The following is a 22,754-nucleotide window of genomic DNA, read 5'->3' as shown; positions in this document are numbered from 1 at the left end:
AATTACCCCCAAAACTACAAGAGGGTCGTCGGGGTTTCCGCCTGCCCCCGCTCCCGGCCAACAGGAGTGGGCACCCGCGCCCGTGGCAGACACTGCGGCCCCTCGGCCCTGACGCGGCACGGCCGCACCCATCCGGCGCCGGACCCCGCTGACCCGCGGTCCGGCGCCCGCCCGACACCCAGGGGGGATCCACCCGCATGTCCGACTCCGCGTCCGGCACCGCGACCGCGCCCGCACCCGAGGCCGCAGCCGCCCACTTCCGCTTCTTCACCCCGGAAGTGCTCCGCACCCGCCGCCTCGGCCACTCCTTCCTGCGGGTCACCTTCGGCGGCGCGGGCCTGGCGGGCTTCCGCTCGGGAGGCTTCGACCAGAGCCTCTCGCTCTTCCTGCCGCCCGCCCACCGGGAGCACACCGAACTGCCCTCCACCGCCGAGGACACCTGGTTCGCCGCCTGGCGCGGGATGCCCGACGAAGAGCGGCCGGTCATGCGCTCGTACACGGTCCGCGAGCAGCGCGACACGGACGGCGGCGCGGTCGAGGTGGACATCGACTTCGTGCTGCACGGCGACTCCTCCCCCGCCTCCGCCTGGGCCGGCCGGGCCGCCGCCGGCCGCCGGATCCTGGCGATCGGCCCGACGGTGGCCGGCAACAAGTCCGTCCGCTTCCAGCCGCCGGCGGGCACGGACGCGCTGGTGATGTACGCGGACGAGACCGCGCTCCCCGCGGCCGCCGCCGTCCTGGAACGCCAGGCTCCGGGCATGCGGGTGCGGGCGTTCTTCGAGGTCCCGCACGCCGACGACCGGCTCGACCTGGAGACCGCGGCCGACGCGGAGATCACCTGGATCGTGCGCGGGGCCGGCCCCGGCCGGGCCGGGCGCGCCGTGGAGGCGGTGCGGGCCGCCGAACTGCCGCAGGCGCAGCGCCCGTACGGCTGGCTCGCGGGCGAGGCCGGCACGGTCCGGGCCGTCCGCCGCCACCTCGTGCAGGAGCGCTCCCTCGACCGGCGCGCGGTGCGCTTCACCGGCTACTGGCGCCTGGGCGCCAGCGAGGAGCAGCTGCTCGCCGAGGCGTACGCGGGCAAGGCGGCCAGCGAGGACCCCGCCTCCGAGCTGTAGGGCCGGGGACGGCCGCACCGGCGGTTTCCGGCCAACAGCCGCACGGTACGGCCCCCTTGGCGCGGTGGTGGACCGCCCGCCGACGGCTCCCGGGCTCCGGCTCCAGCGTCTCGCAAGCCGCCCGATACCCCGTCACCAGCGTTTTCGTTGCCGTCCCACCAGCGGCCTCGACAACCCTTCAGGTCAAGGGCCTTGGTCGACTCCGGCTGGGGCCCACCTCCATTTGGCTCAATAATTAGGTTAGGCTAACCTAAGGCCTGCACCTGATCACCCCCTCTTCCCCTGCCCCGGAGGAAAGTTGATGCGCTCGCATCTCCTGAATGAGACGACCGCGGAGCTCTACCGGCGTTCCGTCACCGAGGGCGTCGAGCGCGTCGCCGCGAAACTCGCGTCCACCCAGCGGCCCCACACCGGGATATCCGTCGACGAACTCGCACCGGTGGTCAACGGAATCGACCTGGACCGGCCGCTGGAGGACCCGGCCGCCGTCCTGGACGAGCTGGAAGAGGTCTACCTGCGCGACGCGGTGTACTTCCACCACCCGCGCTACCTGGGCCACCTCAACTGCCCGGTCGTCATCCCCGCCGTCCTCGGCGAGGCGGTCCTCTCCGCCGTCAACTCCTCCCTGGACACCTGGGACCAGTCCATCGGCGGCACGCTCATCGAGCGCCGCCTCATCGACTGGACCGCGGCCCGCATCGGCCTCGGCCCGGACGCGGACGGCATCTTCACCTCAGGCGGCAGCCAGTCCAACTTCCACTCCCTGCTGCTCGCCCGCGACGAGGCCTGCCGCAAGGCCATGCAGGCCGCCGAGCGCCCCCTCGCCAAGTCCGAGGTCCTGCCCCGCCTGCGCATCTTCACCTCCGAGGCCAGCCACTTCAGCGTCAAGAAGTCGGCCGCCATGCTCGGCATGGGCTACGAGGCCGTCATCGCCGTCCCCGTCGACCGCAACCGCCGCATGGACACCTCCGTCCTCGCGCTGGAGCTGGAGGAGTGCGCGGCCGAGGGCCTCATCCCGATGGCCGTCGTCGCCACCGCCGGCACCACCGACTTCGGGTCCATCGACCCGCTCCCGGAGATAGCCCGCCTGGCCGCCGAGCACGGCACGTGGATGCACGTGGACGCCGCCTACGGCTGCGGACTGCTGGTCTCCCCCACCCGCCGGCACCTCCTCGACGGCATCGAGCACGCCGACTCGGTCACGGTCGACTACCACAAGTCCTTCTTCCAGCCCGTCAGCTCCAGCGCGATGCTGGTCCGCGACCGCGACACCCTGAAGCACGCCACGTACCACGCGGACTACCTCAACCCGCGCCGCATGGCCGAGGAGCGGATCCCGAACCAGGTCGACAAGTCCATCCAGACCACGCGCCGCTTCGACGCCCTCAAGCTCTGGATGACCCTGCGCACCATGGGCGCCGACGGCATCGGCTCGCTCTTCGACGAGGTCGTCGACCTGGCCGCCGCCGGCTGGGACATCATCGAGGCCGACCCCCGCTACGAGGTCGTCGTCCGGCCGCAGATCTCCACCCTGGTCTTCCGCTACGTCCCCGCGGACGACGTGCGCCCCGACCTCGTCGACGAGGCCAACCTGCACGCCCGCAAGGCCCTGTTCGCCTCCGGCGAGGCCGTCGTCGCCGGCACCAAGGTCGACGGCAGGCAGTACCTGAAGTTCACCCTCCTCAACCCGCAGACCACCACGGCCGACATCGCGGCCGTGCTCGACCTCCTCGCGTCCCACGCCGAGCAGTATCTGGGAGAATCCCTTGCAGTCGTCTCGTGAGCCCCGTGACCCCCGCCGGCCCCTCGACTTCATCGGTGTCGGCCTCGGTCCCTTCAACCTGGGACTCGCCTGCCTGACCGCCCCGATCGACGAGCTCGACAGCCTCTTCATCGAGACGAAGCCGCACTTCGAGTGGCACGCGGGCATGTTCCTGGACGGCGCGCACCTGCAGACGCCGTTCATGTCGGACCTGGTCACCCTCGCCGACCCGACCTCGCCGTTCTCGTTCCTGAACTACCTCAAGGACCAGGACCGGCTGTACTCCTTCTATATCCGGGAGAACTTCTACCCGCTGCGGACCGAGTACAACGACTACTGCCGCTGGGCCGCCGACCGCCTGGAGAACGTGCAGTTCTCCACCTCCGTCACCGAGGTCTCCTACGACGAGCGGGCCGGCCTGTACGAGGTCCGCACCGACCGCGGCGAGACCCACCTGGCCCGCCGCCTGGTCCTCGGCACCGGCACCACCCCGTACGTCCCGGCGGCCTGCTCCGGCCTGGGCGGGGACTTCTTCCACAACTCCGCCTACATGGAGAACAAGGCGGAGCTGCAGAAGAAGAAGTCGATCACCCTGGTGGGCTCCGGGCAGAGCGCCGCGGAGATCTACTACGACCTGCTCTCCGAGATCGACGTCCACGGCTACCAGCTCAACTGGGTGACCCGCTCCCCGCGGTTCTTCCCGCTGGAGTACACCAAGCTCACGCTGGAGATGACCTCCCCGGAGTACGTGGACTACTTCCACGCCCTGCCCGAGGAGACCCGCTACCGGCTGGAGACGCAGCAGAAGAACCTCTTCAAGGGCATCGACGGCGAGCTCATCAACGCCATCTTCGACCTGCTCTACCAGAAGAAGGTCACCATGCCGGGCCCCGTCCCGACCACGCTGATGACCAACACCGCGCTGAACTCGGCCGCCTACGACACCACCGCGGGCACCTACACGCTGGGCCTGCGCCAGGAGGAGCAGGAGCGCGACTTCTCCCTCGCCACGGACGGCCTCGTCCTCGCGACGGGCTACAGGTTCGTCCTGCCCGAGTTCCTCGCCCCGATCCGCGACCGCATCAACTTCGACGGCCACGGCCGCCCCGACGCGGCCCGCAACTACACGATCGACACGGCCGGCCGCGAGATCTTCCTCCAGAACGGCACCGTCCACAACCACTCGATCACCTCGCCGGACCTGGGCATGGCCGCGTACCGCAACGCGTACATCGTCAAGGAGCTGCTCGGCCGCGAGTACTACAAGGTCGAGAAGTCCATCGCGTTCCAGCAGTTCGCCGCCCCGGAAGGCGTGCCCGCATGAGCACCACCACCGAAACCCTGTACGCCCGCACGGACGCCGCCCTCGGCTCCTTCGCGATCCGCGCCATGGACCCGCTGACCGACGCCGAACTGCTCCACGGGTGGGTCACCCACCCGAAGGCGGCGTTCTGGATGATGCAGGACGCCTCCCTGCCCGACGTCGAGCGCGAGTACATGAAGATCGCGGCGGCCGAGCACCACGACGCGTTCATCGGCCTGCACGAGGGCCGGCCCGCGTTCCTCATGGAGCGCTACGACCCGAGCCGGCTGGAGCTGGTCGGCCTGTACGACGCCGAGCCCGGCGACGTCGGCATGCACTTCCTCGTCGCGCCCAGCGACACGCCCCTGCACGGCTTCACCCGCGCCGTGATCACCACGGTCATGGCAGCGCTGTTCGCCGACCCGGCCGTCCGCCGCGTCGTCGTCGAGCCCGACGTCGGCAACAAGGCCGTGCACGCCCTGAACGAGGCCGTCGGCTTCGTCCCGGAGCGCCCCGTGCAGAAGCCGGAGAAGACCGCCCTCCTCAGCTTCTGCACCCGCGAACAGTTCGAAGCCGCCACCGGCCTGACCACGGGAGCGTCGATATGAGCCTCGCCGACGCGATCTCCCACCTCTCCCCCGAGCTGTGGGCCCGCGCCAACCGCGCACTGGTCCGCAAGGCCCTGGCGGAGTTCTCCCACGAGCGCCTGCTGACCCCCCAGCCCCTGGAGGACGGCTCCGGCTACCGGGTCCTCAGCGACGACGGCACGGTGGAGTACCGCTTCCGCGCCGTCCGGCACGCCCTGGACCACTGGGTCGTGGACGAGGCCTCCATCGTCCGCCTGAAGGACGGCGCCGAGGCCGAGCCGGACGCCCTCGACTTCCACATCGAGATGCGCGGGGCGCTCGGCCTGAGCGACGAGGTCCTGCCGGTCTACCTGGAGGAGATCTCCTCCACGCTGGCGGGCACGGGCTTCAAGTACACCAAGCCGCAGGTGCCGGCCGCGGTCCTCGCGAAGTCCTCGTTCCAGGACATCGAGACGGGCATGACGGAGGGCCACCCCTGCTTCGTCGCCAACAACGGCCGCCTCGGCTTCGGCGTGCACGAGTTCCGCTCGTACGCGCCGGAGGCGGCGAGCCCGGTCCACCTGGTGTGGGTGGCCGCCCGCAAGGACGTCTCCACCTTCACGGCCGGCGCCGGCCTGGACCACGACTCGTTCATGCGCGCCGAGCTGGGCGAGGAGGCCCTCGCCGGATTCGAGGCGAAGATGGCCTCGCTCGGCCTGGACCTGGCGGACTACCACCTGCTGCCGATCCACCCCTGGCAGTGGTGGAACAAGACGACCGTCACCTTCGCCGCGGAGATCGCCAACCGCCGCCTGGTGCTGCTCGGCGAGGGCGCGGACGCCTACCTGGCGCAGCAGTCCATCCGCACCTTCTTCAACACGAGCGCCCCCGAGAAGCACTACGTCAAGACGGCGATCTCGGTGCTGAACATGGGCTTCATGCGCGGCCTGTCCGCGGCGTACATGGAGGCCACCCCGGCCATCAACGACTGGCTGCACCGCCTGATCGAAAGCGACGAGGTGCTGCGGTCCGTCGACTTCTCGATCATCCGCGAGCGGGCGGCGATCGGCTACCACCACCGCCAGTACGAGCGGGCCACCGACCGGTACTCCCCGTACCGGAAGATGCTGGCCGCGCTGTGGCGCGAGTCGCCGGTGGGCTCGCTGAAGGAGGGCGAGCGGCTGGCCACGATGGCCTCGCTGCTGCACGTGGACGCCGAGGGCAGGTCGTTCGCCGCCGCGCTGATCGAGGAGTCGGGGCTGAGTCCGGCCGAGTGGCTGCGCCACTACCTGCGCGCCTACCTGGTGCCGCTGCTGCACTGCTTCTACCAGTACGACCTCGCGTACATGCCGCACGGCGAGAACACCATCCTCGTCATCGAGGGCGGCGTGGTGAAGCGGGCGATCTTCAAGGACATCGCCGAGGAGATCGTCGTCATGGACCCGGACGCGGTCCTGCCGCCGGCGGTCGAGCGGATCCGGGCGGACGTCCCGGAGGACATGAAGCTGCTGTCGATCTTCACGGACGTCTTCGACTGCTTCTTCCGCTTCCTGGGCTCGATCCTCGCAACCGAGGGCGTCTGCGACGAGGACACGTTCTGGAAGGCCGTCGCCGACTGCGGCCACGCCTACCAGGAGTCGATGCCGCAGCTCGCCGAGCGCTTCGCGCAGTACGACCTGTTCGCCCCGGAGTTCCAGCTGTCCTGCCTGAACCGGCTCCAGCTGCGCAACAACAAGCAGATGGTCGACCTGGCCGACCCGTCGGCCGCCCTGCAGCTGGTCGGCACCCTGCAGAACCCCGTCGCGCCCTTCGCGCGGCGGTAGGCACGGGGCGGGCCGGTGCGCGACGACGGTCCCTCGCACACCGGCCCGCTCCTCCGCCCCCTCTACTGCCGTGCCTGCCAGGGCACGTCCGGCGCGCGGTGGTAGCCGATGCCCTGCGCCTCCATGCGCGGCGCCTGCGCGGCCAGCCGCGGCCCGTACTCCGCCCAGTCGGGCGGCCTCCGGCTCCAGCCGAGCTCGGCCAGGCCCAGCACCCGCGGGAACGCCATGTACTCCAGGTCCTCGCGCGTCGCGACGGTCTCCGTCCACAGCGGCGCCTCGACCCCCAGCACCGCCTCGGCCGGCAGCCCGGCCAGGTACGCCCCGGGGTCCCACTCGCAGGCCCGGCGCACCGGCACGTAGCCCGCCCAGGACAGGCCGGGCTTCGTCGCCGCGTCGTACTTCATGTCGAGGTAGAGCCGGTCCGCCGGTGACAGGATCACCGGGTGGCCCGCCTTCGCGGCGGCCGCGACCTGCGCCTTCTCCGCCGCGCCGGTCCGGTCGTGGCCCCAGTACTGGAGCACCGCCCCCGGCGCCGGCCGCGCCCCGGCCAGCTGGTGCCAGGCCACCACCGTCTTGCCGTGCCGGGCCACCGCCTGCTGCGCCCGGTCCATGAACGCCGCGTAGTCCGCGGCCGGGGTGGCGGACGCCTCGTCGCCCCCGATGTGCAGGTAGCGGCCGGGCGTGAGCGCGGCCACCTCGGCGAGGACGTCCTCGACGAAGTCGTAGGTCCGCTCGCTGCCGGTGCACAGCGAGCTGAAGCCGACCTTGGTGCCGGTGTAGCGCGGGGGCGCCTTCCCGTCGCAGTTCAGCTCCGCATAGGAGGCGAGCGCGGCGTTGACGTGCCCCGGCATGTCGATCTCCGGGACGACCTCGACGTACCGCTCGGCCGCGTACCGCACCAGGTCGCGGTACTCGTCCTTCGTCCAGTACCCGCCGGGCCCGCCTCCGACCTCGCTGCCGCCGCCGTACTCGGCCAGCCGCGGCCAGGAGTCGATCGCGATCCGCCAGCCCTGGTCGTCGGTCAGGTGCAGGTGGAGGGCGTTCACCTTGTACTGGGCGAGCTGGTCGACGTACTGCTTGACCTGCTCGGTGGTGAAGAAGTGCCGGGCGATGTCGAGCATCGCCCCGCGGTAGGCGAACCGGGGCGCGTCGGTGACCGTGCCGCCCGGGACGGTGCCGGCTCCGGCGGGGGGCAGCAGCTGGCGGAGCGTCTGCCCTGCGTGGAAGAGGCCGGCCGGGGTGCGGGCGGTGAGGGTGACGGCGCGCGGGCCGGACTCCAGCCGGTAGCCCTCGTGGCCGAGGTACGGGGCCGCGGTGTCGAGCCGCAGCTCGATCCCGCCGCCTCCGGGGGCGTCCACGACGGGCAGCGGCAGCCCGGTGGTGCCGCGGAGCTGCCCGGCGAGGAGTTCCCCGACCCGGCGGACCTCCGCGCCGCCGGTGCGGCCGGTCCGGATGACGGTGCCGGGCCCGAGGACGTGGCCGGATCCGGCCGCCCTGACGGATGCCGGGGCGGGCAGGAGCTGCCCGAAGCCGGCGGGTGCGGCGGGCCGGGGGCCGAGGGGTTTCGCGTCGTCGCCGCGGGCGGTGGCGCAGGAGGCGACCGAGGCCAGGAGGAGGAGGGTGCCGAGCGTGCGTCGCAGGACTCTCATGGCCCAGGTATAGGCCAACTCGCGTGCGGGGGGCGGTGCGAGAATCGCAGGATGGCGGAAATCATCCAGAAGGACGGCACGTGGGGTTTCGACGGGGACGCGGTGCGGATCGTGCCCGGGCGGGACAAGGGGGTGGGCCTGCTGCGCCAGACCCTCGGCGAGGTGGTCGTGCCGCTGCGCGCCATCGCCGGGATCAGCTTCGAGCCGGGCCGCAAGGCGGGCCGGCTCAGGCTGCGCCTGCGTGACGGGGCGTGTCCGCTGCTCCAGGTGACCGGGGGGCGGCTGCCGGAGGCCTCGGACCCGTACCGGCTGGCGGTGGAGTCGGACCGGGCGGGCGTGGCCGAGTACTTCGTGGACGAGGTGCGCAACGCGCTGCTGCTGGAGCAGGTGGAGTCGGGTCCGGTGGAGGCGTACCTGCTGCCGGGTCCGGCGGTGCCGATCACGGTCGCGGCGGGCGACGGCGCGGTGGCCTTCGACGGCGACCGGGTGGGCCTGGACTGGAACTGGACGACGGAGGAGGCGAAGAGCTCCGGGGGTCCGCGGGAGTTCCGGGTGGCGGATCTGCGGGCGGTGGAGTGGTCGCCGTCGAAGGGCCTGGACAACGGGTGGATCCGGTTCACGCCGGCCGGGGCGCCGCCGGCGCCCGCGCCCAAGTACGACCCGTACACGGTGGAGCTGTTCGGGTTCCGGAAGGACCCGCTGATGGCGCTCGTCGCGGCGGCGGTGGCGGTGCGGATGCCGCACCCTGCGGCCGTGCGGGAGCAGGTCCCCGCGGCGGCGGCCGCGGCGCCGGAGCTCGCGGCGGGGGCGCCGGAGCCGTCGGGGCCGGAGGACCACGACGCGCTGCTGCGCCGGCTGCGGGAGCTGGGCGATCTGCACCAGTCGGGGATCCTGACGGCGGACGAGTTCACCGCAGCCAAGCAGGCCGTTTTGCGCCGTTTCTGACCGCTTCCGTAGCGGATCGACGCATTCCGCTGGTCCAGACCAGCAAGATCCTGCCCGGTTTCGGGCAGGATCTTTGCGTTCCCGCACTTCTCCCGTCAATATCTACGAGTGCTCGACCGCCGCCCGTCCTACGACGACCTCGTCGACCACCTGGTACGCAGCACCTCGCTCCAGCGAGGGGAGGCCGCCCGGGTGGTGCTCGACGTGCTCGCGTACTTCGACGAGACCACCGAGGAGTTCGTCCGCCGCAGGCACCGCGAGCTCCAGGCCGGCGGGGCGGTCAATGCCGAGATCTTCGAACGGATCGCGGCCGAGCTGCCGCACCGCGCGGTGGCACCGCCGGAGCTGTCGCTGCGGCAGCTGCGGCGCATCGTCTACGGCTGAGCGCCGCGGCACGGCACGGCACGGCACGGCACGGGCAATCCGAACCTCAGGAGGGGCAGTACTTCATGTGCGGAATCGTGGGATACATCGGCAAGCGCGACGTCGCGCCGCTGCTGCTGGAGGGGCTCCAGCGACTGGAGTACCGCGGGTACGACTCGGCGGGCATCGTCGTCAACAGCCCGAAGTCCACGGCGCTCAAGGTCGTCAAGGCCAAGGGCCGCGTCCGTGAGCTGGAGAGCCGGGTCCCCAAGCGCTTCGCCGGCACCACCGGCATCGCGCACACCCGCTGGGCCACCCACGGCGCCCCGAGCGACATCAACTCCCACCCGCACCTGGACGCGGAGAACAAGGTCGCCGTCGTCCACAACGGCATCGTCGACAACGCCGCCGAGCTCCGCGCCAAGCTGGAGTCCGAGGGTGTGGTCTTCGTCTCGGAGACCGACACCGAGGTCATCGTCCACCTGATCGCCCGCTCCCAGGCCGAGAGCCTGGAGGAGAAGGTCCGCGAGGCCGTCAAGGCGATCGAGGGCACCTACGGCATCGCCGTGATGCACGCCGACTTCGCCGACCGCATCGTCGTCGCCCGCAACGGCTCGCCGGTCGTCCTCGGCATCGGCGAGAAGGAGATGTTCGTCGCCTCCGACGTCGCTGCGCTCGTCGCCCACACCCGCCAGGTCGTCACCCTCGACGACGGCGAGATGGCGACGCTGAAGGCCGACGACTTCCGCACCTACACGACCTCCGGCGCGACCACCACCGCCACCCCGGAGACCGTCGAGTGGGAGGCCGCCTCCTACGACATGGGCGGCCACGACACCTACATGCACAAGGAGATCAGCGAGCAGCCCGACGCGGTCGACCGCGTCCTGCGCGGCCGCATCGACGACCGCTTCTCCACCGTGCACCTCGGCGGCCTGAACCTCGACCCGCGCGAGGCCCGCGGCATCCGCCGCGTCAAGATCCTGGGCTGCGGCACCTCGTACCACGCGGGCATGATCGGCGCGAGCCTGATCGAGGGCATGGCCCGCATCCCGGCGGACGCCGAGCCGGCCTCCGAGTTCCGCTACCGCAACCCGGTCGTGGACCCCGACACCCTCTACATCGCCGTCTCCCAGTCCGGCGAGACCTACGACGTGCTGGCCGCCGTCCAGGAGCTCAAGCGCAAGGGCGCCCGCGTCCTCGGCGTCGTCAACGTGGTCGGCTCCGCCATCGCCCGCGAGGCCGACGGCGGCGTGTACGTGCACGCCGGCCCCGAGGTCTGCGTCGTCTCCACCAAGTGCTTCACCAACACGGTCGTGGCGTTCGCGCTGCTCGCCGTGCACCTCGGCCGGATCCGCGACCTGTCCGTCACCGACGGCAAGCGGATCATCGAGGGCCTGCGCCGCCTGCCCGCCCAGATCGAGGAGATCCTCAAGGGCGAGGAGGACATCAAGGAGCTGGCCGCCCAGTACGCCGACGCCAAGTCGATGATGTTCATCGGCCGCGTCCGCGGCTACCCGGTCGCGCTGGAGGCCTCCCTGAAGCTCAAGGAGATCTCCTACATCCACGCCGAGGCCTACCCGGCCTCCGAGCTCAAGCACGGCCCCCTCGCCCTGATCGAGCCGGCCATGCCGACGGTCGCGATCGTCCCCGACGACGACCTGCTGGAGAAGAACCGCGCGGCCCTGGAGGAGATCAAGGCCCGCAGCGGCCGCATCCTCGCCGTCGCGCACCGCGAGCAGGAGAAGGCCGACCACACCATCATCGTCCCGAAGAACGAGGACGAGCTGGACCCGATCCTGATGGGCATCCCGCTCCAGCTGCTGGCCTACCACACCGCCCTGGCCCTGGGCCGGGACATCGACAAGCCGCGCAACCTGGCGAAGTCCGTCACCGTCGAGTAGCAGCGGGCGGCCGCGCCGCCCCGCCGAACGGCCGAACGGCCCCCGGTCCGAGGACCGGGGGCCGTTCGCGTGCCCGCGCCGCCTTCCCGTGCGGCGCCGCGTGGCGGGACGGCGCCGAGCGGGTCAGCCCGCGGCGGCCGCGCTCCTGCGGCCGGAGGCCCGGCCGAGCGCGGTCGGCCAGTTGGCCAGCCCCGCCGTCGCGCCGTACCAGGCCATCAGCCCGGAGACGGCGGCCACCCAGCCGGCGGCCTTGCCCAGCCCGCCGCTGCCGGCGAGGGTCGCCACGGCGAGGAGGACGAGGGAGAGGGTGAGCAGGGCGTAGGCGCCCTGGCCGAACAGCCCGCCGGGTGCGCCCAGGGTGAGGGCCAGCGCGAGCAGGGCGAAGAGGAGCAGGAACAGGCCGGCGGCGTTGGCCGAGGCCTTTCCGTCGGCCCCGTGGGCCCACGTGAACCAGAAGGCGCCGAGGCCCGCGAACGCCGTGCCGTTGAAGCCGTTGCCGCCGCGGTACTCCAGGAGTCCGAGGACGAACAGGGCGAGGCCGCCGACATAGGTCGCGAGCGAGACGGAGTCGGCCGCGGACACCCCGCCGACGATGCCGGTGTGTCCGATTCCGAACGCGAGAAGGGTGAGACCCAGGGCCATGTTCCCGAGGGTCGAGGTGGAGGCCGTGCTTCCCGCAGAGACACCGTTGTCCACGGCGGGCTCCCTTCGATCTGCAGTTGTTGCTGCGTCCCAGCAGCATTTATCTACCCTTTACAGGGGTGCACAACCGCACAATCGACACCTGCGTGATTACGGAATGACAACGACCGGTCGCTGTGCGCGCTTGGCCAGCCGGCCCGCGACCGACCCGAAGATCCGGCCCAAGATCCCGTGCGTGGAACCGACCACGATGGCGTCCGCCGAGTACTCCCGGCCGACCTCCTCCAGCTCGTGGCAGATGTCGCCGCCCCGCTCGACGAGGATCCACGGCACCTCGGCCAGGTAGTCGGCGCACGCCAGCTCCAGGCCCAGCACCTCGGTGCGGTGGTCCGGCACGTCGACGAAGACGGGCGGCTCGCAGCCGGCCCAGACGGTGGTCGGCAGCCGGTTCGCCACGTGCACGATGATCAGGCCGGAGCCGGAGCGCCGTGCCATGCCGATCGCGTACGCCAGGGCGCGCTCGCTGGAGGTGGAGCCGTCGAAGCCGACCACCACGCCGTGGCGGAAGGCCGGGTCGCAGGGATGGCGTGCCTCGTCCGCCGCGCGCACGTCGCTCGGCACGTGGTCGGCGAGCGGCTTGCGCTTGCGGTCCGCGGGTTCGGGGAGTTCGTGACCGGCCATGGGTGTCTCGGCGAAGAGGTCCTCGGGCGAAGGGACAAGACGACGGGGCGGCATTGGGTGAGATCGACGACGCAGGGTGACGGAGCTCTGTCCGGGAAGCATCTTCCCAAGCCCTTACCCCTCAGGGTACGGCGACACTCCTGTCCTGCACAGGGCATGCAGCACTTGGAGAGCGTCCCAGGGAGCATGCCGGAGGCGGGCCTCCTTGGCAATGGCCGCTGGCCCCTACAGCCAGTGACGAGCGGGCCCGGGAGCCACCCGTGCGCGCAGTGACCGAGCCCCGCCGGACGCCGTTGGACAGGCGTCCGACCGTCCGCGAAGTGCCCGCAGGGAGCCCGCCGTGCCCGGCCATCCGGTTCCGCCCGCCCAGCCCGCCGAGCCGGCGCCCCCCGGCCCGTACGCCGACCCGTACGCCGGTGCGCCCCGGCGCTCCGCGGGCACCGCGGTTCACCCGTCCGTGCGGTCCGCGCGCCGCCGGCACGACGATCCCGCGGGTGACGTGGTGCGCTGGGCGGTCTTCAGCTGCCTGCTCGTCCCCGTCGTCCTCGTCGTGTACGGGACCTCCTTCGGCGGGGCCGCGGTGGCGACGCTGGGGCTGGCGGCGGTCACCGCCGTGTGCCGGGTGATGCTCCGCCGGTCCGAGCGGGCGGGGCGGGCCGCCGCGCTCGTCCCGGCGCGGGAGCGGGCGGCCTCCGGGCGCCGCCGGCGGCACTCGCGGTCGGCGGTCCCGGCCCGCGGCGGCGGCCGGCACAGCTGTGCGGGATCCGGCGGGGGCGCCCCGCGGGACTGACCGGTTCGCACAACCACACCCGCATGATTTCAGCCAACTTCCCGGAAGGTCCGCCCCCTTGCCGGAATGCCCCGCCCCGCCCCCCACCACCAGCGACGACGGGCGCCGAGGGCCCGGAAGACCCGATGAGTACCGGCCACGGCCGAATCCAGGACCCCCTGATCCGGTAGCGGAGCGGAACGGTTCCTGATCGAATGCTTTTCGCCAAGTTGCCAAGTCGACATAGCGCTGCGTGCTGAACTTGTCACGCCGACACCAGTGGACGCAGTAGATTCGATCATGTTTTACGGCGGGGGATCCACGTGCAAGGCCGAGGGGAAACGTGCAGGTGCGACCAGACCAAGGAGTCGCGACACCCAAGGGGGGCTTAGCCATGAGCCAGGATTCCACCGCCGTCGTCGCTGACGCCGGCAGGAAGCTCGCGGGGCGTCGCCGCAGGGAGATCGTCGCGGTGCTGCTGTTCAGCGGCGGACCGATCTTCGAGAGCTCCATTCCACTCTCCGTGTTCGGCATCGACCGGCAGGACGCGGGAGTTCCACGCTACCGACTGCTCGTGTGCGCCGGTGAGGACGGTCCGCTGCGGACCACCGGAGGACTCGAACTGACCGCGCCGTACGGCCTGGAGGCGATCGCCCGTGCGGGCACCGTCGTCGTCCCGGCCTGGCGCTCCATCACTTCGCCGCCGCCGCCGGAGGCACTGGACGCCCTGCGTCTGGCGCACGAGGAGGGGGCCCGGATCGTCGGACTGTGCACGGGTGCCTTCGTGCTCGCCGCCGCCGGCCTCCTGGACGGGCGGCCCGCGACGACGCACTGGATGTACGCGCCGACGCTGGCCAAGCGGTACCCGTCCGTCCACGTCGACCCGCGCGAGCTGTTCGTCGACGACGGCGACGTCCTCACCTCCGCGGGCACCGCGGCCGGAATCGACCTGTGCCTGCACATCGTGCGCACCGACCACGGCAGCGAGGCGGCAGGGGCACTGGCCCGCCGGCTCGTGGTCCCGCCGCGGCGCACCGGGGGCCAGGAGCGCTACCTCGACCGGTCCCTGCCGGAGGAGATCGGCGCCGACCCGCTGGCCGAGGTCGTCGCCTGGGCGCTGGAGCACCTCCACGAGCAGTTCGACGTGGAGACGCTCGCCGCCCGGGCGTACATGAGCCGGCGCACCTTCGACCGGCGGTTCCGCTCGCTGACCGGCAGCGCGCCGCTGCAGTGGCTGATCACCCAGCGGGTGCTCCAGGCGCAGCGGCTGCTGGAGACCTCCGACTACTCGGTCGACGAGGTCGCCGGGCGCTGCGGGTTCCGCTCGCCGGTCGCGCTGCGCGGGCACTTCCGCCGCCAGCTGGGGTCCTCCCCGGCGGCCTACCGCTCCGCCTACCGGGCCCGCCGGCCCCAGGGCGAGGCGCAGGCCTCCGACCTGGCCGCGGGGCCGGTGCCGCACCAGCGCACCCCGCAGCCGCAGCGGGCGGCGGCGGCGCTGGCCGCCTCCGGCCCGACGGTGACGGAGCTGTACGCCCCGAACCGGGTGCTGCGCGAGCACGCGTAGCGCCGGGCGCGGGGGCGCACCCCGAACGGCAGGGCCCCGTACCGGTCTCGAACCGGTGCGGGGCCCTGCACCGTCCCCGGGGCCGCCCGGGTGCCCGCCCGGCGGGATCGGCGCGGGGAGCGCATAAGGTGGACGCATGAACGATCGCATGGTGTGGATCGACTGCGAGATGACCGGTCTCTCGCTGACGGACGACGCACTTATCGAGGTGGCCGCGCTGGTCACCGACTCGGAGCTGAACGTGCTGGGCGAGGGCGTGGACATCGTGATCCGCCCGCCGGACGCGGCCCTGGAGACCATGCCCGACGTGGTGCGCGAGATGCACACCGCCTCCGGCCTGCTCGCCGAGCTGGCCGGGGGGACGACGCTCGCCGACGCGGAGGAGCAGGTCCTCGCGTACGTGCGCGAGCACGTCAAGGAGCCCCGCAAGGCGCCGCTGTGCGGGAACTCGGTCGGTACCGACCGCGGCTTCCTGCTGCGGGACATGCCGGCGCTGGAGGGCCACCTGCACTACCGGATCGTGGACGTGTCCTCGGTCAAGGAGCTGGCGCGCCGCTGGTACCCGCGGGCGTACTTCAACAGCCCGCCGAAGAACGGCAACCACCGGGCGCTGGCGGACATCCGCGAGTCGATCGCCGAGCTGCGCTACTACCGGGAGGCGGTCTTCGTGCCGCAGCCGGGGCCCGACTCGGACACCGCCCGGTCCATCGCCGCGAAGTACGTGCTGCCCGCCGGATAGCACGCGGAGCGGCCCTCCGGAGGGGGGTTCCGGAAAACGGGGGCGCGAGCACCCTCCGGGACCCTGTACCCTTTTCTTCGGCCGGTCGGTTTCGACCGGGCATGGTGGGTGTAGCTCAGTTGGTAGAGCACCTGGTTGTGGTCCAGGTGGCCGCGGGTTCGAGTCCCGTCACTCACCCTGGCAGGAGGGCCCCGGTCCGCGGAAGCGGGCCGGGGCTCTTCCGCGTTCCCCGGGGCCCGGTTTACCGCAGCCATCCCAGGCGTACGTCGTGGAAGAGCTCGTAGCGGCGCGGTGTGTCGGGCAGGAACCAGTGGAAGCCCTCCTGGAGGAAGACCGCGGCCAGGCTCACGGCGGTGACCAGCACCAGCAGCCACAGCGCGGCCGCCCCCGCGGTCCGGTACCGGCCGGGCCCGGCCGCGGGGACGGACCGGTCGGCGGTCGCGTGGGCGAGGGCGAGGACGATCCCGACGGCCGCGGCGGAGGCCTGGAAGAGGAGAGCCGCCCACATGGGCGGGTGGAGGCCGAGGACCGCGGCGCCGTCCGCCCGGCCGCCCGGCAGGACGGCCTGCCGCCAGGACGCGAAGGAGCCCGCGGCGAGGGCGGTCAGCGCGAGCCCCCACCCGGTCATGTAGTCGCGGCCGGATACCGCCCCGTCCATCAGCGCCGTCCGCACGATGTACGCCGCGCCCGCCGCCGCCAGCAGCATGCACATCCGCTGGACGACGCAGAGCGGACAGGGCGGCATCCCGAGCGCGAACTGGTGGACGAGGCCGCCGGCGGCGACCAGTGCCCAGCCGGCGGTGAAGAGGCAGGCGAACCAGAACTGGGCGCGGCCGAGGAGGCCGCCCTCGATCGGCGTCTCCGGGACCATGCTGCTGTGCATCGTGACCACGGTCAGAGGCCCGCCCCGAGCGAGGGGCCGCCCGCGACGTGGTGGGCCGTCAGCAGGACCACCGCGGCGAGCACGGCCCACCAGGCGCCGAGCACGGCCGTCCGCGACGACTCCCGGCACAGGGCGAAAAGGGTGGCGAGGAGACCGCCGAAGATGAGGGTGTCCATGCCGCGGACGGTACCCACGCTCCCGCGCGCGCCCCGCGAGGCGCGCCCCCGGCGCCCGCCGGTTACGTCGGTTGACCGGCAGCGGCGCGCCCGCGCCGCCTGCGCCGTCCGCGCCGCTCGCGGCCGCCGTCCGGGCCGTCGCCGCGGGTCCGGCCGTCGAGGGCGATCCACAGCCTGACCTCGGTGCCGCCGAGGACGGAGCGGCCGATGCGCACGTCTCCGCCCGTGGACTCGGCGACCCGGCGGACGATGTCCAGGCCGAGGCCCGTCGAGCCGTCGCGGCCGCCGTCGTTCCCGCGGCGCAGGGCGGCGTCCGGGTCGTCGATGCCAGGGCCGGCGTCGGAGACGAGGACGATGACGGCGTCGCCCGCGTCGTGGACGTCGACGGCGAACGGGGTGCCCTCGGGGGTGTGCCGGAAGACGTTCCCGAGGAGCGCGTCGAGGGCGGCCGCCAGTTCGGGCCGGGCCACCGGGATCCGCACCGTGCGGTCCACCCCGGCGAGCCGGACGGTGCGGCCCTCGTCCTCGGCGAGCGCCGACCAGAAGGCCATCCGGTCGCGGATCACCTCGGAGGCGTCGCAGCCGGCGCCCACCCCGGCGCCCGGGGAGCCGGGGCCGCGCTGCTCGCGGGCGGTGCGGATGATCGTGTCGACCTCCCGCTCCAGCTGCTCGACGGCCGCGCGGGTCTGCTCGGCGGCGGGGCCCTCGCCGAGCGAGGCCGCGTTGAGCCGGAGCACCGTCAGGGGCGTGCGCAGCCGGTGGGAGAGGTCGGCGGCGAGCTCCCGCTCGTTGGCGAGGAGCTCGACGACCTGGTCGGCCATGGAGTTGAACGCGACGGCGGCGGAGCGCAGCTCCTTCGGCCCGGCCTCCGGTACGCGCGCCCCGAGCCGGCCCTCGCCCAGCTGGTGGGCGGCGTCGGCGAGCCGCTCGGCAGGCCGTACGAGGCGCGCCCCGAGCCGGTCGGCGACGGCGACCGAGCCGACGACCAGCGCGAGGCCGACGCCGGCGAGGACGAGCCAGGCGGTGCCGACGCCGTTGCTCACCTCGGCCTCGGGGACGTAGATCTCGACGACGGCGATGTCGCCGGAGCCCAGCGCCGTGGGCTGGAGGAGGGCGGAGCCGCCGCGGGGCAGTGGGACCGTCATGGCCCGGCCCTGCTTGCGGGTCTCCTCCACGGCGTGCACGGCGGCCCGGCCAGTGCCGACCTCCACGGCCTGGCTGCCGCCGACGGCGGGCACGTGCACGGCCATCCGCCCGGCGGCGCCCGTCTGCGTGGACTCCACCGCCCTGCGCAGCTGTACGGGGTCGGTGGTGATGGACAGGGTCGGGCCGATGGTGGCGGCCTGCCGCTCGGCGTTGGAGAAGGCCCGGTCGCTGGCCATCTCCTGGACGACGAGCCCGAGGGGCACGGCGAAGGCCACGACGACCATCGCGGTGACCGCCAGGCACACCTTGACCAGGGCCCACCTCACGGGCGTGCTCCCCTGCCGCCGCCGGCGCTCACGCGGGCGGTTCCAGCTTCACTCCGACGCCGCGGAGCGTGTGCAGGTAGCGGGGGTTGGCGGCGGTCTCGCCGAGTTTGCGGCGCAGCCAGGACAGGTGCACGTCGATGGTCTGGTCGTCGCCGTACGACTGCTGCCACACCTCGGCGAGCAGCTCGCGGCGGGAGACGACCACGCCGGGCCGGCCCGCGAGGAAGGCCAGCAGGTCGAACTCGCGGCGCGTCAGGTCCAGTGCGGTGCCGTCGAGTTCGGCCTGGCGGCGCAGCGGGTCGATGGCCAGCCCGCCCACGCGCAGGACGCGCGAGGGCGCCTCGGTCCCGGCGGCGGCGCGGGCGCGGCGCAGGACGGCGGCGATGCGGGCGGAGAGGTGCTCGACGGAGAACGGTTTCGTCAGGTAGTCGTCGGCGCCGTCGTTGAGCAGCCGGACGATCTCGGCCTCGTCGTCGCGGGCGGTGGCGATGATCACGGGGACGTCGGTGATGCCGCGCAGCATCTTCAGCGCCTCGGCGCCGTCCAGGTCGGGCAGTCCGAGGTCGAGGATGACGACGTCGAAGCGGTGGTGGGCGACCTCCCGCAGGGCTTCCAGGGCCGTGCCGACGCTGCGCACGGTGTGGGCGGCGTCGGTCAGGTGCCGGATGAGGGCGGAACGTACGAACTGGTCGTCCTCGACCACGAGCACACTTGCCATGGGCCGCACCGTAGTCCATTCGGGGGACACCGCGGGGTGTCGGGCGGTGTTCGGTGCGGGTGGTGCAGTATGTGGCCTGATGCGCCGAGGACTTGTACATGCTTTCGCCTGGATGCTGGCGACCGGGGCGGCGGTGACGCTGTCGTGGTGGGGCGTGCACACCGTGATGTCCGGGACGGCCTACGACCGGCCGCTCGCGGTGCCGTTGACGGCGGACGCGCTGTCCTCGTCGACGCAGCGCCCGCCCACCGCCCCGGAGCCGTCCCCGCCGGGGCCGCCGTCCGCCGGGGCCTCCCCGCCGGACCCGGGCGCGGCGCCCTCCGGGCAGCCGTCCGGCAGGCCGTCGCCCAAGGCGTCCGGGCCGGGCCCCCGGCCGTCGGGGCCGGACGCCTCCGACGGCTCCGGTGGCGCCGGGCGGGTGAAGGCGTACACGGCGGCGGGCGGCCGGGTCGTCTTCGACCTCGGCGCGTCCTCGGCGGACCTGGTCTCGGCGACACCGGAGGCCGGCTGGCAGATGCAGGTGTGGAAGCAGCCGTACTGGATCCGGGTCACCTTCACCAAGGGCGACCGGGAGGTCTCCGTCTTCTGCACCTGGCACAGCCATCCGCCGCTGGTGGAGACGTACGAGAACTGAGCGGGCCGGGCCGCGTCAGCGGAAGACCGACGCGGGCGGCTGCGGGGACGGGACCGCGGAGGCGTCCGCCACCGGGGCGGCGCCGCCCGCGAAGTCGGTCAGGGCCCGGCCGTGCTCGACGCGGCCGGGGTGCGGGTCGCTCGCGACCCGGCGGGTGAACTCGGCGACGGGCAGCTCGCGGTCGGAGGCGGCGAGCACCGCGTTGCCGAAACGTTTCCCCCGCCACACGACCGGGTCCGCCGCCAGCGCCAGGTGCCCGAAGCGGGCGGCGGCGGTCGCGATCTGGCCCTTGAGGTGAGCGAGCGGCGGCCCGTCGGCGAGGTTCGCCGCGTACCAGCCGCCGGGCGCGAGGGTGCGGCGCACCTCGTCCAGGAACTCGAGGCTCGTCAGGTGCGCGGGGGTGCGGGCGCCGCTGAACACGTCCGCGATGACCAGGTCCGCCCAGCCGTCGGGGACCTTGGCGAGGCCGGCGCGCGCGTCCAGCGCCCGGACCCGGATCCCGGCCTGAGGGTCCGGCGGCAGGTGCTCCCGTACGAAGGCGACCAGCGCGGCGTCGACCTCGACGACCTGCTGCCGGGAGCGGGGCCGCGAGGCCGCCGCGTAGCGGGCCAGGGTGAAGGCGCCGCCTCCGAGGTGGACCACGTTCAGGGGCCGCCGGGCCGGGGCGGCGAGGTCGATGAGGTGGCCGATCCGGCGCTGGTAGGCGAAGGCGAGCCGGCCCGGGTCGGCGAGGTCGACGTGCGACTGCGGCGCCCCGTCGATCAGCAGGGTCCAGCCCCCCGCGCGCTCCGGGTCGGGGGCCAGCTCCGCGAGCCCGCCGTCCACCTGCGCGGAGACCGGCCCGGAGCCCCCGCCGGGTCCCGCCGCGGGAGCGGAGGCGCGCCCGCGCCGTCCGCTGCCGGCGCCCGCGCCGCGCGCCTCGCCGCGGCCCTTGTCCTTGCCTCTGCCCTTGCCTGCCACCAGGCCATTGTCCCCGCCGCGCGGGTCCGCCGGCCCGCCCGGCTCAGCTGCAGCTGTCCGCAGCCTCGATCAGCCGGGCCGCCTCGCCGAGCGCCGCCCGCAGCACCTCCGGGTCGGTGACGCCGCCCGCGGTCTCGGGCGGGAGCAGCCAGCCCCCGTCACGCGCGGCCGGGGGCAGCTCGCCGAAGCGCATGCCGCGCCCGTTGGTCTGCGTGCACGCGCTGCCCGGCAGGTCCCAGCCGTCGGCGGTGCCGGGCGGCACGAGGAAGCCGAGGGTGTCGCCCGGGCCGTCGTGGAGGACCGGCCCGACCCCGCCGGCGCGGTCCGCGGCGCGGCGGATGATGTCGACGGCCTCCAGGCCCTGCCGGGCGGGCACGGTCACGAGGTCCGGCGCACCGGCCCCGGCCCCGGCACCGGCCGCCGGGAACCCGGGCGCGCAGGGCACGCCCTGTGCGGGCGCGGTGTCCATTCCAGTGCTTTCCATCACGGCCTCCACCACCAGAACGCCTCCTCCGTCGCCTGCGCGCGGGGGACAGGAGCCGCAGCGCGCTCCTCAAGGGGTTCAACGCCCCGGTCCGTCAACAGATGCGGCGGCAAGACGCCGCAAAGGATGGCAGTTCATGGCGGATCGCGGGTGAGATATCCGGTTTGTAGCCAAACAGCACATCACGGGGCCCCCGCCGGCGGTACGTTGCGTGCGCGCCGGGCCGGCACCGCGCCGAGAGCACCGGCGGTGCGTCCCCTGCCAGAGAGGCCAGGTCCATGGCGGCGTTCCCGCACTCACCCAACCAGGCGTTCCGGCGGCTGCGCGGAACCCGCTCCCCCGCCGAGTTCGCCGCCCTGGTGCGGCGGGCCGCGCGCGACATCGGAGAAACGGTTTCCTGCGACGCCCGCTACATCGGCCGGGTCGAGGCCGGGGAGATCCGCTGCCCCAACTACGCCTACGAACGGGTCTTCCTGCACATGTTCCCCGGCCGGACCCTGACCGACCTGGGCTTCTCCCCCCGCGAGGCGGTGCGGGGCCGCGCCGCCCAGCGCACCGCCCAGTCCCGGGCGCAGGGCAGGGAGAGCGACGTGCAGCGCCGCGCCTTCATGGCGGGCGGCTCCGCGACCGTGGCGGCCGCCACCCTCGGCCTGACCCTCTTCGGCGACACCCGCCGGCTGCCCGCCCGCGCCGGCGAGCCCGAGGCCGCGGCCGTCGAGGACGCCGTGCGCCGGATCCGGCTGCTGGACGACCGGCACGGCGCCGACGCCCTGTACCGCCGCGCCGCCGAACCGCTGCGCGCCGCCTACGCGCTGCTGGACGCCGGCGCGACCCGGCAGTCCACCGAGGACCGGCTGCACGCGGGCGCCGGCGAGCTGGCCCTGTCGGTAGGCTGGCTGGCGCACGACTCGGGCCGCTTCGACGACGCCCGCTCGCACTACGCGGAGGCCCTCGCCACGGCCCGCGTCTCGGGGAACGCGGCCCTGGAGGCGCACGCCTTCAGCAACATGGCCTTCCTGGCGCGGGACACCGGCCGCCCCCGGGAGTCGGTGCGGGCCGCGCAGGCGGGCCGCCGCGCCGCCCGCTCCCTCGGCTCCCACCGGCTGCTGTCGCTGCTCGCGCTGCGCGAGGCGGGCGGCTGGGCCGGCCTGGCCGACCGCCGGGCCTGCGAGGACGCCCTGAGCCGGGCGCACGCCGAGTTCGCCCGCGGCGAGGCGGACGCCGACCCGGAGTGGATGTCCTTCTTCGGCGAGGCCGAGCTGGAGTCACTGGAGTCGCGCTGCTGGGCGGCGCTCGGAGAGCACCCCCGCGCGGCCCGGCACGCTCGCCGCGCCGCGGACCTCCAGGATCCGCACTTCGCCCGCAACGTCGCCCTCTACACCGCGGAACTCGCCGACGACCTGGCCCGCGCGGGCGCCCCCGACGAGGCGGCCTGGGCGGGCGGCCGCGTCATGGACCTGCTCGCGGACGTGCAGTCCACCCGGGTCGAGGGCATGCTGTCGGCGACGGCCCGCACCCTCGTGCCGCACCAGCGCAGCCCCCGGGTGGCGGCCTTCCTGGCCCGCCGCGCCATGGCCTGACACCGCCGGGGCGGCGGGCCGC

The 22,754-nt window shown here is 73.5% G+C and carries 22 protein-coding genes and 1 tRNA gene; 14 read left to right on the top strand and 9 right to left on the bottom strand.

Annotated features, from left to right (window positions below; genetic code table 11):
• Window positions 1-197 precede the first annotated feature (197 nt).
• From ACZ462_RS05930 to ACZ462_RS05910, 5 genes are all read left to right on the top strand, one after another.
• Window positions 198-1,115 (top strand): siderophore-interacting protein, encoded by a 918-nt coding sequence (locus ACZ462_RS05930; RefSeq protein WP_467808783.1) that lies wholly within the window; start codon window positions 198-200, stop codon window positions 1,113-1,115.
• 301 nt (window positions 1,116-1,416) lie between these two features.
• Window positions 1,417-2,898 (top strand): pyridoxal phosphate-dependent decarboxylase family protein, encoded by a 1,482-nt coding sequence (locus tag ACZ462_RS05925; RefSeq protein WP_467808782.1) that lies wholly within the window; start codon window positions 1,417-1,419, stop codon window positions 2,896-2,898.
• Complete coding sequence (locus tag ACZ462_RS05920) at window positions 2,882-4,201, top strand: lysine N(6)-hydroxylase/L-ornithine N(5)-oxygenase family protein (protein WP_467808781.1); 1,320 nt, start codon at window positions 2,882-2,884, stop codon at window positions 4,199-4,201. Before ACZ462_RS05925 ends, ACZ462_RS05920 begins: the two co-directional genes overlap by 17 nt.
• 65 nt (window positions 4,202-4,266) lie before the next feature.
• Complete coding sequence (locus ACZ462_RS05915; protein WP_467808786.1) at window positions 4,267-4,788, top strand: GNAT family N-acetyltransferase; 522 nt, start codon at window positions 4,267-4,269, stop codon at window positions 4,786-4,788.
• Window positions 4,785-6,569, top strand: a complete 1,785-nt coding sequence (locus ACZ462_RS05910) for an IucA/IucC family protein (RefSeq protein ID WP_467808780.1) — start codon at window positions 4,785-4,787, stop codon at window positions 6,567-6,569. Before ACZ462_RS05915 ends, ACZ462_RS05910 begins: the two co-directional genes overlap by 4 nt.
• Before the next feature lie 62 nt (window positions 6,570-6,631).
• Here ACZ462_RS05910 and ACZ462_RS05905 read toward each other — a convergent pair whose 3' ends face one another.
• Window positions 6,632-8,218, bottom strand: a complete 1,587-nt coding sequence (locus ACZ462_RS05905; RefSeq protein ID WP_467808778.1) for a beta-N-acetylhexosaminidase — start codon at window positions 8,216-8,218, stop codon at window positions 6,632-6,634.
• A gap of 51 nt (window positions 8,219-8,269) precedes the next feature.
• Here ACZ462_RS05905 and ACZ462_RS05900 point away from each other — a divergent pair, with 51 nt between their 5' ends.
• The 3 genes from ACZ462_RS05900 to glmS all read left to right on the top strand — a co-directional run bounded on the left by ACZ462_RS05900 (window position 8,270) and on the right by glmS (window position 11,430).
• Window positions 8,270-9,163 carry a DUF4429 domain-containing protein gene (locus ACZ462_RS05900; RefSeq protein ID WP_467808777.1) on the top strand — a complete coding sequence of 298 codons (894 nt, stop codon included), beginning with the start codon at window positions 8,270-8,272 and terminating at the stop codon, window positions 9,161-9,163.
• Between the two features lie 108 nt (window positions 9,164-9,271).
• A complete protein-coding gene (locus ACZ462_RS05895) occupies window positions 9,272-9,547 on the top strand; it encodes a hypothetical protein (protein ID WP_114057660.1) in 276 nt (91 codons plus the stop codon).
• Window positions 9,548-9,612: 65 nt separating this feature from the next.
• Window positions 9,613-11,430: a glutamine--fructose-6-phosphate transaminase (isomerizing) gene (gene glmS / locus ACZ462_RS05890; protein WP_467808776.1), complete on the top strand. Its 1,818-nt coding sequence runs from the start codon at window positions 9,613-9,615 to the stop codon at window positions 11,428-11,430.
• Window positions 11,431-11,553: 123 nt separating this feature from the next.
• Here glmS and ACZ462_RS05885 read toward each other — a convergent pair whose 3' ends face one another.
• Complete coding sequence (locus tag ACZ462_RS05885; protein WP_467808774.1) at window positions 11,554-12,126, bottom strand: GPR1/FUN34/YaaH family transporter; 573 nt, start codon at window positions 12,124-12,126, stop codon at window positions 11,554-11,556.
• A 96-nt stretch (window positions 12,127-12,222) separates the two neighbouring features.
• Window positions 12,223-12,753, bottom strand: a complete 531-nt coding sequence (locus tag ACZ462_RS05880; RefSeq protein WP_467808773.1) for a universal stress protein — start codon at window positions 12,751-12,753, stop codon at window positions 12,223-12,225.
• A 340-nt stretch (window positions 12,754-13,093) separates the two neighbouring features.
• Here ACZ462_RS05880 and ACZ462_RS05875 point away from each other — a divergent pair, with 340 nt between their 5' ends.
• The 4 genes from ACZ462_RS05875 (at window position 13,094) to ACZ462_RS05860 (ending at window position 16,002) form a co-directional block, all read left to right on the top strand.
• Window positions 13,094-13,543 (top strand): hypothetical protein, encoded by a 450-nt coding sequence (locus ACZ462_RS05875; protein WP_467808772.1) that lies wholly within the window; start codon window positions 13,094-13,096, stop codon window positions 13,541-13,543.
• Window positions 13,544-13,916: 373 nt separating this feature from the next.
• Complete coding sequence (locus ACZ462_RS05870) at window positions 13,917-15,086, top strand: helix-turn-helix domain-containing protein (RefSeq protein ID WP_189808305.1); 1,170 nt, start codon at window positions 13,917-13,919, stop codon at window positions 15,084-15,086.
• Window positions 15,087-15,222: 136 nt separating this feature from the next.
• Window positions 15,223-15,825: an oligoribonuclease gene (gene orn / locus ACZ462_RS05865; protein WP_467808770.1), complete on the top strand. Its 603-nt coding sequence runs from the start codon at window positions 15,223-15,225 to the stop codon at window positions 15,823-15,825.
• A gap of 104 nt (window positions 15,826-15,929) precedes the next feature.
• Window positions 15,930-16,002: transfer RNA gene (locus ACZ462_RS05860), tRNA-His, on the top strand.
• Window positions 16,003-16,066: 64 nt separating this feature from the next.
• Here ACZ462_RS05860 and ACZ462_RS05855 read toward each other — a convergent pair.
• From ACZ462_RS05855 to ACZ462_RS05840, 4 genes are all read right to left on the bottom strand, one after another.
• Window positions 16,067-16,708, bottom strand: coding sequence for a disulfide bond formation protein B (locus tag ACZ462_RS05855; RefSeq protein WP_467808769.1), 642 nt, complete (start codon window positions 16,706-16,708; stop codon window positions 16,067-16,069).
• An 11-nt stretch (window positions 16,709-16,719) separates the two neighbouring features.
• A complete protein-coding gene (locus ACZ462_RS05850) occupies window positions 16,720-16,884 on the bottom strand; it encodes a DUF5993 family protein (protein WP_365505794.1) in 165 nt (54 codons plus the stop codon).
• Between the two features lie 62 nt (window positions 16,885-16,946).
• The gene (locus tag ACZ462_RS05845) at window positions 16,947-18,356 is read right to left on the bottom strand and encodes a sensor histidine kinase (protein ID WP_467808768.1); all 1,410 of its coding nucleotides are present in this window, start codon (window positions 18,354-18,356) and stop codon (window positions 16,947-16,949) included.
• A 28-nt stretch (window positions 18,357-18,384) separates the two neighbouring features.
• A complete protein-coding gene (locus ACZ462_RS05840) occupies window positions 18,385-19,074 on the bottom strand; it encodes a response regulator transcription factor (RefSeq protein ID WP_467808766.1) in 690 nt (229 codons plus the stop codon).
• 79 nt (window positions 19,075-19,153) lie between these two features.
• Between ACZ462_RS05840 and ACZ462_RS05835 the strand changes: the two genes are divergently transcribed.
• Window positions 19,154-19,708: a hypothetical protein gene (locus tag ACZ462_RS05835; protein ID WP_467808765.1), complete on the top strand. Its 555-nt coding sequence runs from the start codon at window positions 19,154-19,156 to the stop codon at window positions 19,706-19,708.
• A gap of 15 nt (window positions 19,709-19,723) precedes the next feature.
• On the opposite strand, the gene ACZ462_RS05830 is transcribed toward ACZ462_RS05835, so the two are convergent.
• Both ACZ462_RS05830 and ACZ462_RS05825 read right to left on the bottom strand, forming a co-directional pair.
• Entirely contained in the window at window positions 19,724-20,668 is a 945-nt protein-coding gene (locus tag ACZ462_RS05830) for a spermidine synthase (RefSeq protein WP_467808764.1), read from the bottom strand.
• 43 nt (window positions 20,669-20,711) lie between these two features.
• The gene (locus tag ACZ462_RS05825; protein ID WP_467808763.1) at window positions 20,712-21,152 is read right to left on the bottom strand and encodes a hypothetical protein; all 441 of its coding nucleotides are present in this window, start codon (window positions 21,150-21,152) and stop codon (window positions 20,712-20,714) included.
• A gap of 278 nt (window positions 21,153-21,430) precedes the next feature.
• Here ACZ462_RS05825 and ACZ462_RS05820 point away from each other — a divergent pair, with 278 nt between their 5' ends.
• Window positions 21,431-22,732 carry a tetratricopeptide repeat protein gene (locus ACZ462_RS05820; RefSeq protein WP_467808762.1) on the top strand — a complete coding sequence of 434 codons (1,302 nt, stop codon included), beginning with the start codon at window positions 21,431-21,433 and terminating at the stop codon, window positions 22,730-22,732.
• The last annotated feature ends 22 nt before the right edge of the window (window positions 22,733-22,754 follow it).

The organism is Streptomyces sp. NPDC031121 (assembly GCF_055570615.1).
The sequence above is the reverse complement of the archived record's forward strand: the minus strand, read 5'-3'. Positions and strand labels throughout refer to the sequence as shown.

What these genes read in the sequence shown, in the direction of transcription:
- ACZ462_RS05930 (WP_467808783.1), top strand. Translation starts at nt 198, where the DNA reads ATGTCCGACTCCGCGTCCGGCACCGCGACCGCGCCCGCACCCGAGGCC.
- ACZ462_RS05925 (WP_467808782.1), top strand. Translation starts at nt 1,417, where the DNA reads ATGCGCTCGCATCTCCTGAATGAGACGACCGCGGAGCTCTACCGGCGT.
- ACZ462_RS05915 (WP_467808786.1), top strand. Translation starts at nt 4,267, where the DNA reads ATGGACCCGCTGACCGACGCCGAACTGCTCCACGGGTGGGTCACCCAC.
- ACZ462_RS05910 (WP_467808780.1), top strand. Translation starts at nt 4,785, where the DNA reads ATGAGCCTCGCCGACGCGATCTCCCACCTCTCCCCCGAGCTGTGGGCC.
- ACZ462_RS05905 (WP_467808778.1), bottom strand. Translation starts at nt 8,218, where the DNA reads ATGAGAGTCCTGCGACGCACGCTCGGCACCCTCCTCCTCCTGGCCTCG.
- ACZ462_RS05900 (WP_467808777.1), top strand. Translation starts at nt 8,270, where the DNA reads ATGGCGGAAATCATCCAGAAGGACGGCACGTGGGGTTTCGACGGGGAC.
- glmS (WP_467808776.1), top strand. Translation starts at nt 9,613, where the DNA reads ATGTGCGGAATCGTGGGATACATCGGCAAGCGCGACGTCGCGCCGCTG.
- ACZ462_RS05880 (WP_467808773.1), bottom strand. Translation starts at nt 12,753, where the DNA reads ATGGCCGGTCACGAACTCCCCGAACCCGCGGACCGCAAGCGCAAGCCG.
- ACZ462_RS05870 (WP_189808305.1), top strand. Translation starts at nt 13,917, where the DNA reads ATGAGCCAGGATTCCACCGCCGTCGTCGCTGACGCCGGCAGGAAGCTC.
- orn (WP_467808770.1), top strand. Translation starts at nt 15,223, where the DNA reads ATGAACGATCGCATGGTGTGGATCGACTGCGAGATGACCGGTCTCTCG.
- ACZ462_RS05855 (WP_467808769.1), bottom strand. Translation starts at nt 16,708, where the DNA reads ATGCACAGCAGCATGGTCCCGGAGACGCCGATCGAGGGCGGCCTCCTC.
- ACZ462_RS05850 (WP_365505794.1), bottom strand. Translation starts at nt 16,884, where the DNA reads ATGGACACCCTCATCTTCGGCGGTCTCCTCGCCACCCTTTTCGCCCTG.
- ACZ462_RS05840 (WP_467808766.1), bottom strand. Translation starts at nt 19,074, where the DNA reads ATGGCAAGTGTGCTCGTGGTCGAGGACGACCAGTTCGTACGTTCCGCC.
- ACZ462_RS05835 (WP_467808765.1), top strand. Translation starts at nt 19,154, where the DNA reads ATGCGCCGAGGACTTGTACATGCTTTCGCCTGGATGCTGGCGACCGGG.
- ACZ462_RS05825 (WP_467808763.1), bottom strand. Translation starts at nt 21,152, where the DNA reads ATGGAAAGCACTGGAATGGACACCGCGCCCGCACAGGGCGTGCCCTGC.
- ACZ462_RS05820 (WP_467808762.1), top strand. Translation starts at nt 21,431, where the DNA reads ATGGCGGCGTTCCCGCACTCACCCAACCAGGCGTTCCGGCGGCTGCGC.